Source organism: Bartonella sp. AA86SXKL, assembly GCF_042196885.1.
Genome location: NZ_JBHIRE010000326.1, coordinates 1 through 240 on the forward strand (window position 1 = coordinate 1; position 240 = coordinate 240).

At 39.6% G+C, this 240-nt stretch carries 1 protein-coding gene; it reads right to left on the reverse strand.

Annotated features, from left to right (window positions below):
- A partial coding sequence (locus ACFIO5_RS11815; protein WP_522729892.1) for a carboxyvinyltransferase occupies positions 1-240 on the reverse strand: 240 nt, incomplete at both ends.

Below are 240 nucleotides of genomic sequence, written 5' to 3' on the forward strand. Positions count from 1 at the left end.
TCAATTTGAGCGCCCATTTCCCATAATGTTTCGATAAGCCCCATTCGAGAGTTGTTAATAAGAACATTTTCAATAGTGATATCAGAGTCTTCTATGAGAAGAGCTGCGACAATAGGAAAAGCTGCAGAAGAGGGATCACCTGGAATATGAATTGTTTGTCCAGTCAGGTGTGGGTGACCATTTAGATGAATAAAACGCGTTCCTTCTGCATTTTTTTCTATTTCAAGTTTAGCACCGAAC